General features: G+C 41.2%; 6 protein-coding genes and 1 pseudogene. 6 read left to right on the top strand and 1 reads right to left on the bottom strand.

The features are described 5' to 3' along the window. Positions 1-252: 252 nt before the first annotated feature. Complete coding sequence (gene metG, locus FTV30_RS14815; protein ID WP_180001852.1) at positions 253-2310, bottom strand: methionine--tRNA ligase; 2058 nt, start codon at positions 2308-2310, stop codon at positions 253-255. Positions 2311-2535: 225 nt separating this feature from the next. Here metG and FTV30_RS14810 point away from each other — a divergent pair, with 225 nt between their 5' ends. From FTV30_RS14810 to FTV30_RS14785, 6 genes and pseudogenes are all read left to right on the top strand, one after another. After that, entirely contained in the window at positions 2536-3339 is an 804-nt protein-coding gene (locus tag FTV30_RS14810) for a hypothetical protein (RefSeq protein WP_159516134.1), read from the top strand. Between the two features lie 376 nt (positions 3340-3715). Then, entirely contained in the window at positions 3716-4549 is an 834-nt protein-coding gene (locus FTV30_RS14805) for a hypothetical protein (RefSeq protein WP_180001851.1), read from the top strand. A 279-nt stretch (positions 4550-4828) separates the two neighbouring features. Beyond that, positions 4829-6094, top strand: a complete 1266-nt coding sequence (gene apbC, locus FTV30_RS14800; protein ID WP_074383443.1) for an iron-sulfur cluster carrier protein ApbC — start codon at positions 4829-4831, stop codon at positions 6092-6094. Between the two features lie 265 nt (positions 6095-6359). Next, the gene (locus FTV30_RS14795; protein WP_100329137.1) at positions 6360-6953 is read left to right on the top strand and encodes a LysE family translocator; all 594 of its coding nucleotides are present in this window, start codon (positions 6360-6362) and stop codon (positions 6951-6953) included. A gap of 123 nt (positions 6954-7076) precedes the next feature. Then, a complete protein-coding gene (gene dcd / locus FTV30_RS14790) occupies positions 7077-7646 on the top strand; it encodes a dCTP deaminase (RefSeq protein ID WP_004280726.1) in 570 nt (189 codons plus the stop codon). Between the two features lie 234 nt (positions 7647-7880). Continuing rightward, positions 7881-8232: pseudogene (locus tag FTV30_RS14785) on the top strand (hypothetical protein); the annotation flags it as partial. Positions 8233-8515 lie beyond the last annotated feature (283 nt).

The following is an 8515-nucleotide window of genomic DNA, read 5'->3' as shown; positions in this document are numbered from 1 at the left end:
AAATTCATGCACGTGTAGCAGTCCTCAACAGATTTACGGAATTAGGTCGACCACTTACCCAAGTTACGCCTTAAATTTGGCTCAATTAGGGGCGCTTTGCATTTCAAATCTTTGTGCAACAAAGCCCGAATAAAATACTAAAAGCAAAGATTAATTTAAGAATTCTTCCTAAAATCTTAGAAATTAAAGAAGAGGCCAATAAATAATAAAAATCCGCTTATATAAGCGGATTTTTATTAACAATAAAGACTATTAAGACACTTTATCACCCGGTTGAGCACCAGATTCAGGTGAAATCACCCAAACGCCGTCGCCATTACCCGCAGCTAACACCATACCGTTCGAAATACCAAAACGCATCTTACGTGGAGCAAGGTTAGCCACCATCACCACCAATTTGCCTTTTAGGTCTTCAGGTTGGTAGAACTCACGAATACCACTGAATACATTACGTGGTTCAGCTTCGCCTACATTTAAAGTCAATTGAAGAAGTTTGTCAGAACCTTCAACCGTTGCAGCTTCCAAAACCTCAGCCACACGCAGGTCAACTTTCATAAAATCATCAATATTAATAATTTCAGCTTCGCCGACTTTAGCTTCAGGCTTCGTCGATGCTTTCTTCTCTTTTTTCTTTTCCGTTTTTGCTGTTTCAGCAGGGGCAGCCAAAGAATCTTTAGACGCATCGACCATTGCGGCAACCGCTTTTGGATCTACACGTTGCATCAATGGTTGGAACAATGCAATTTCATGACCCAGCAGAATCGTTTCACGAGAAGCGAAGTTGAAAGATTCTAATTGCAAGAAATCTTGAACTTGTTGCGCCAGTGTTGGCAACACCGGAGCCAAATAAACAGCCAATTGACGGAACAGGTTAATACCGACAGAACATACGTCATGTACTTGTTGTTCCTGGCCTTCCTGCTTCGCCAGCGCCCAAGGCTTTTTCTCATCGATATATTGATTGGCTTTATCTGCAAGTGCCATGATTTCACGAATCGCAGCAGAGAACTCACGTGACTCATATTGCGCTGCGATTGAATCACCCGCATCAATGAAGCTTTGAACCAATTCAGGCTCTGCACAAGTTGCAGATAATTTATTGTCAAATTTAGTATTGATGAACTTCGCACAACGGCTGGCAATGTTGACCACTTTACCAACCAAGTCAGAATTTACTTTCTGCACAAAATCATCCAGATTCAAGTCAGAATCTTCAACTTTATCCGAAAGTTTCGACGCGAAGTAGTAGCGTAAATATTCAGGGTTTAAATGTTCTAAATAGGTTTCCGCTTTAATAAATGTGCCGCGAGATTTCGACATCTTCTGACCATTGACAGTCAAGAAACCGTTTACAAATAAACCTGATGGCGTACGGTAGTTAGCACCTTCTAGCATTGCCGGCCAGAACAGCGCATGGAAATACACAATGTCTTTACCAATGAAGTGATACACCTCATTTTTAGAATCTTTTTTCCAGTAGTCATCAAAGCTTAAATCAGGACGTTTGGTTTTGATATAGTTTTCAAAACTCGACATGTAGCCAATTGGCGCATCGACCCACACGTAAAAGTATTTGTTGGGTGCGTCTGGAATTTCAAAACCGAAATATGGCGCATCACGCGAGATATCCCAATCGTTCAGGCCATTTTCAAACCATTCATCTAATTTGTTGGCAATCGAGACCGGTAAGCGGCCTTCATCACGTGTCCATTTTTGCAGGTATTCACCAAAATTCGGCAACTTAAAGAAGTAATGGTCAGATGATTTTTCGACAGGTGTTGCACCGCTTAAAGTCGAATGTGGGTTCAATAATTCGGTTGCATTATAAGTTGCACCGCAAACTTCACATGAATCGCCATATTGATCTTCTACTTTACATTTCGGGCAGGTGCCTTTAATGAAACGGTCGGAGAGGAACATGCCTTTTTCAGGATCGAAAAGCTGGGTGACAGGACGAACCGCGATATTGCCGGCATCACGGTTTTTGAGATAGATTTCAGATGCACGTGCACGGTTGGTATCGCTATGGGTAGAATCATAATGATCGAAGTGCACCGCAAAACCGTCAAAATCACGGATATGTTCTTTTTGCACGTTGGCAATTTGTGCTTCCGGTGAAATTCCGTTGGCTTCAGCACGTAACATGATGGCTGTGCCGTGAGCATCGTCCGCGCAGACATAAGTCACATCATGACCCATTGCACGCATCGCACGTACCCAAATATCAGCTTGGATATAACCGAGTAGGTGACCCATATGAATCGGGCCATTGGCGTATGGAAGGGCGTTAGTGACTAAGATATTACGCACGGATATGACTCTCTCATTCGTATATTATGCAAGGTGGATGATTTTACCTGATGCAGGTCCGAATACAAAGCAATCCTTTAAGCGAATCAATTCCATTTCACCGCGAATTCGTGTCGAAAGGTCTTTGTATTTACAGAATGTCTTGGAAATGTAGATTTCCCTATATTGCGTTGCCAATAACAGTGATAATAGGCCATTGATCTAAAAGCTTTGAGCTAGAAAACCATGATTGACGAAGATGATTTTGATTTTGACCAACCTGTCACGCGTATTAAACAAAATGCAGCGAGTCAAAAACAGTTGGGCAGTCAGATTTTAAAAGATGCAGAAGCTTATCTTGAAGACATCTCGGCAGATGAACATACACTTTTAATCAAAAACTTATCGGGTTTAGTCGCGCAAGATGCTTATTTCCAAGTGCTGGCAGATCAGCTCGATCAACCGATTGGCGCGAAGTTTGCCAATGATGCTTTAAATTTGATGCATTTTTGGCCGGCCACTCACCAGTTTGAAGATATTGAGCAATTTAAGCTACTCGATATGATCAATAGCGAATATTTCCAAACTGAAATGCTGAAAGCCTTTGATGCCTTAGAGATTGATGAAGACATCAAAGCCAAGCGCCGTTTGGTGCTGCTTGAAAGCTTGAAAATGTACAAACTTGGCTTTTACAGCGGTTGTATTCCAAATGTCTATGCGCAGCTCGAAGGTATTTTGACAGATATCCTGATCAAAGCAGGCTTCTTAAAGCAAAATGGTACCAAGTTTGTCGATGTCTATAAAATCGTACCGGGTTTAAAAGGCAATGAAATTAAAAGCCTGTGGCATAAGTCTAAAATTGCGATTGAACTGAATCCGTATTTTGCTGAACTTGCTGCCTATAAAATGGATTCAAGCTCGAATGTGACCATGAGCCGTCATAACATGCTACATGGCACAGATGTCGACAACTTCAATCAAGCACGCAGCTTCATTCTGTTGATCTGGTTGTTCTCTGCGGTCAGCTTTATGAGCACCTTGCGTGTCTGACTTGAAATAATATCTCCTGATGCATTTGCATCCTATAAACATCTGATGTGAATTGGCAACACTGACTCTTTGGCTTTGGACATTATGCTATGACGGCATTTGAATTGGGCAGCCAAAGAAAATGTGCTGACAGGCTTACCAAGCCAGACTTTGTCGAAACCCCAAGTAATCGATTGACTTGAATCGCCAGAATCCAAAAGAGTTGGATTATTGATCTTTGCAATACTGATTGGGCGCAGCTCATGCTACAGACTGCAAACAATAGCAACAACATGTACAGGCTTTGTTGCAGTTTGCTTACTGCGCCCGATTTGCCCCACGCTTTGTGCTAAAAAATGGCTGATTGTTTATATGATATGCCTAAGGAGGGTACCTCATGACTCAGCAGAACCAGAGCAATAGTTCAAAGCAAAATCAAGACAAAGAACAACATGAGAAACAATTAAATCAGAAAGCCAAAGAAGAGCAAAAGCAAAACCAGAATGACCAGAAGCACAATCAGTCGCATGATACACAAGACACAAAGCCACACCAGACTGATGAAAATTCTGATAGTAAACAAAACTCTAAAGATACAGGTACTGACTCGGAATCGAAGGATGAAGACTCTAAAGAGCAGCCATCTGATCAAAAAAATGATTCAAAAGACGGGCAGTCAGACAACAAAACCGAAAGCTTTAAGATGGATGACTTAAAAGCCAAGGCCATTGCGATTGGTGAGGAGCTATTACAAAAAGGCGAAAAACTTCTGAATGAGCTAAAACATGGCAAGTCCAACGGCCAGAAAAATGATGATCAAGGTTCAGATGACGCAAAAAAGGCAAAAGCTGATCATAGCACTGAAGATAAATCATCGAATCAGTCAGATAAACAAAATGCTAAAGAAGCTCAGACCGATCAACAGGCAAGCATGGCCAATTTAAAAGATGAGGCTGTACATAAGTTTGAAGATACAAAACAAAAGATTACTGAGTTAGTCAGTGAAGCCTCTACCAAGCTGGGTGAGCTGAAACAGATGGCGGCTGATAGCATGAATAAAATGAAAGAAAATCAATCTCAGGGCAATGATTCTGATCAGCAAAAAGATGCCAAAGCTCAAAATTCAGAATCGAAATCAGATCAGTCTGACAAGAGTGAATCTAAAGAAGATCAGGATAAAAATGCCAAGGATCAGCAGCACAAGTCTGAAAATAATAAAAATCATAAATAGACTGTGATTATTGTAGAGCCACTTTAATCAAAGAAGGTTAAAGTGGCTTGCTACACCTAAAATCAATAAAAATTCTTTTCACATCAAAAAGAATCCAGTTGGCTTTACTTTGATTGATTCACTTTTAGCATGCCTATCCGCTACAATCCAACAAAACCAAGTAAAATGGTTGGAAATTGCAGATATCTCTTCGATCTTCTCGGCAGAGTGCTTAACCTTAAGCGAAAACCCCGTTAAACTATGCCATTCGGATATCTATCTATAGTTTTGGAGTAACCTATGTCGTGGCTTTCTTCGCTCAAATCGGTCTTTTCACCTTCGCAGGAGGTGAACGAAGAAGCTGTGCAAAAAGTATTGCAAAACTATCTGTTGCCAAATTCAAATGATCCGCTCAAACAGCGTATTACTCAGGTCAATGTTCAAGCTGAGATCCTACAAATCACCTTAAATACTTATCCTGAAGAAAAACAAGATCTGCAACAAATCCATGATGAACTGGCGCAAGCTTTGCAAAAATGTGGTATTCAAGAACTGAATATGCATGTGATTCAGCAAAAAACTGGGCCTAAAAGTCATAAATCGGATGGCTGCGGGCATAAGCATGCCAAAGGTGAAAGCTGTTCCAGTCAGCCTAAAGCAGAAGCAAAACCCAATCTTCCCCCTGTGGTGGATGCCTCCGCCCAGCCTGCAAAACAAGAAGAAGCTGATCCCAATAATCCACCGATTCAAAAAGCTGCACCTCAGCAACGTGATGTACCAAAACATCCACGTATTCAAAATGTGATTCTGGTGTCATCCGGCAAGGGCGGTGTAGGTAAATCGACGACTACAGTGAATCTGGCACTGGCTCTGCAAAAATTAGGCTTAAAGGTCGGTGTGCTGGATGCCGATATTTATGGTCCGAGTATTCCGACCATGCTCGGTAATGCGGGCAAAACGCCGATGATCGAAGCGGAACAGTTTGTCCCTATCGAAGCCTATGGAATGGCAGTGTTATCGATTGGCCATTTAACTGGTGATCACAATACTCCAGTGGCTTGGCGTGGACCGAAAGCCACCGGTGCATTGATGCAATTATTTAACCAGACCTTATGGCCAGATCTTGATGTTCTGATGATTGATATGCCACCCGGTACAGGGGATATCCAGTTGACGTTGGCACAGCGCATTCCGGTAACCGGGGCAGTGATTGTCACCACACCACAAAACGTGGCCCTACTCGATGCGACCAAAGGCATTGAACTGTTTAACCGTGTGCAAATTCCGATCATGGGCGTGATTGAAAATATGTCGACCCATATCTGTTCAAATTGTGGTTTTGAAGAACAGATTTTTGGCACAGGCGGTGGAGATAAACTGTCTGAGCAATATCATATTCCATTATTGGGTCGCTTACCTTTAGATGCTGAAATTCGTGAAAATGCCGATGCTGGCACACCTTCAGTCATTGCCGGAGATGATGCAGCCGAAAGCTATATGCTGATTGCAGAAAAAATTGCAGCGCAGCTACCTAAGGCCGAAAAAGATCAGAGCCGAATTTTCTAATTGACCCATTAAATAGAGAGTTCACATATTTAAGCCCTAATTCAAGTTAGGGCTTTTTTATTAATAATTCACGGAAATAAACAGCTTTAAATTAAGAAAATTGACTGAAATGACTGTTGCGTATTGGTTCCCAAAATGGTTTCAAGTGATTGAATTAAATTGATTTAATTCAGTGTGAATTCTGGTTATATGTTCTCTTACAATTATTTTTTTGCAGCATTGACCGAACTATTCTATGCTACGCGGATTAGAGCGAGGTCAAACTATGATTTCATGGTTTTTTATTGGTTTAGTGGCAACCATTCTTTTAACACCAGGCCCAACCAATACCTTATTGGCATCTTCAGGCATACAGGTCGGATTTAAAAAAACATTTCGTTTAATTCCTGCTGAAGCCTTTGGCTATCTGATTGCCATTAGCTTTTGGGGCATTCTGATCGGAAAAATTTCCGTTCATCTTCCGCTTTTGCCGACCATTCTCAAGCTGTTTAGTGCCGGCTATATCCTTTTTCTGGCTGTGAAATTATGGCGCACGGCAGAACTCAGTGAAAATTTTGAAAATGTCTCGATTCGTGCACGAGAACTATTTCTGGCAACCTTGTTAAATCCTAAAGCACTTTTATTTGCTTCAGCGATCTTTCCGGTGATTGTCTGGAAAAGCAGTCAGCACTATGTGACTCATATGTTAGTATTCCTGGTTTTGCTGATTCCGATTGCATTCTTCTGGACTTTCCTCGGCTCAATACTGGCCAGAAAAAACAGTCGCTGGCTCAATCAAAAAAACCTGCAAAAAACCGCATCACTGGTGTTAATGAGCTTTTCGATTCCTTTAAGCTATTCTGCACTTTTAAGTTTATAAGCTGATATCTATCAGCAATTTTTTATCCACTGTGGCTGCAAGCGCTTCACTTATTTTCATTGGGGGCAATTTCAGTTAAAGTACGTCGCAATAACTTGTTCTTAAGATTTTTGGATTATATCAATGGCAATTAAGTCTGATCGTTGGATTCGCGAAATGAGCGAAAAACACGGCATGATTGAACCGTATGCAGAAAACCAGGTACGTTTGGATGAAAATGGTCAAAAGCTGATTTCGTATGGCGTATCGAGCTATGGTTATGACGTGCGTTGTGCACGGGAATTTAAAGTATTTACCAATGTGCATTCTGCAATTGTCGATCCGAAGAACTTTGATGAACGCAGCTTTATTGATATTGAATCGGATGTTTGTATTATTCCACCGAACTCGTTTGCATTGGCCCGTACCATCGAGTATTTCCGTATTCCACGTAATGTACTGACGGTTTGCCTGGGCAAGTCGACTTATGCGCGTTGCGGTATCATTGTCAACGTCACTCCGCTTGAGCCAGAGTGGGAAGGTCATGTAACTTTAGAGTTCTCAAATACCACCAACCTTCCTGCGCGTATTTATGCAGGGGAAGGTGTCGCACAAATGCTATTTTTTGAGTCTGATGAAGTGTGTGAAACGTCATATAAAGATCGTGGCGGAAAATATCAAGGCCAAACTGGCGTTACTTTGCCGAAGACCTAAGCAGTTTAAAATATTGAATAACGGGACTATATGTCCCGTTTATTTTTTTGAGATTTTCATTCATCGGAAACTCAGGTTTTTACTTCAATTGACTTTGGCATCTGTATTAAAAGTCAGCATAATAGATTCCGAATAACCATAAAAAAGATGCAATGCATCATAAAAAACAAAATGTAGCGGCTGGGAAGCTGAAACATAAAGATGCGGAGCATCGGATAAAAAGGAAAGAGTGAGATGACTCAGATAAAAGATCTATTTAAATTTCGCAAAAATTATTTAGCAATGACAATTGGTTTAATCCTGTTGCCTTCTGCGCATGCGATGCAGGAATTATCAGATTCTTCTCTTTCTGACACCACGGGTGAGGGGGTTGCGCTCGTACTTGATGATTTTAAAATGGTGTTTCAAGGCCCTAAAGATATTTCTGCTGGTTCCAGTTATGCCAGAGGTATTGAAAATCCGGGACAGGCGGATACGGGTTTTATTCGCATTATTCCAACTGGTGAAAACTATGAAAAGCTAGGGGAGCGTTTATACGATAAAGTTTATAGCAATACTTACCATAATGCTTATCTAGCTGAACGTGCGAGAATCTATAACCATGTATATGGAGATACGTATGCATCAAGCCGAGATGCTTATATTACAGACAATCGCACCCGCGTAGCGAGTGAAATTACAGCTGAATATGCTGCTAGCTATCGTGGTAGTCTAGTCCAACAATATCTCGATTCACCAATTATGAAACAGGGCAGAGTAAAACTTGAAGTGCGACATAAACCACCTAATTAATTTAAAGGGTTTATGGAGTATATAAAATTGTCATACCATCATCTTAACTTTGAAGATCGTACTGCATTAATGCTTGA

Origin of the sequence: Acinetobacter sp. YH12255 (assembly GCF_013417355.1) — a bacterium.
Classification (GTDB): Bacteria; Pseudomonadota; Gammaproteobacteria; order Pseudomonadales; family Moraxellaceae; genus Acinetobacter; species Acinetobacter pseudolwoffii.
This window is presented reverse-complemented; position numbering and strand designations above follow the sequence as displayed.

Coding starts and splice junctions, on each gene's coding strand:
- dcd (WP_004280726.1), top strand. CDS start 7,077: ATGGCAATTAAGTCTGATCGTTGGATTCGCGAAATGAGCGAAAAACAC.
- FTV30_RS14805 (WP_180001851.1), top strand. CDS start 3,716: ATGACTCAGCAGAACCAGAGCAATAGTTCAAAGCAAAATCAAGACAAA.
- FTV30_RS14795 (WP_100329137.1), top strand. CDS start 6,360: ATGATTTCATGGTTTTTTATTGGTTTAGTGGCAACCATTCTTTTAACA.
- FTV30_RS14810 (WP_159516134.1), top strand. CDS start 2,536: ATGATTGACGAAGATGATTTTGATTTTGACCAACCTGTCACGCGTATT.
- apbC (WP_074383443.1), top strand. CDS start 4,829: ATGTCGTGGCTTTCTTCGCTCAAATCGGTCTTTTCACCTTCGCAGGAG.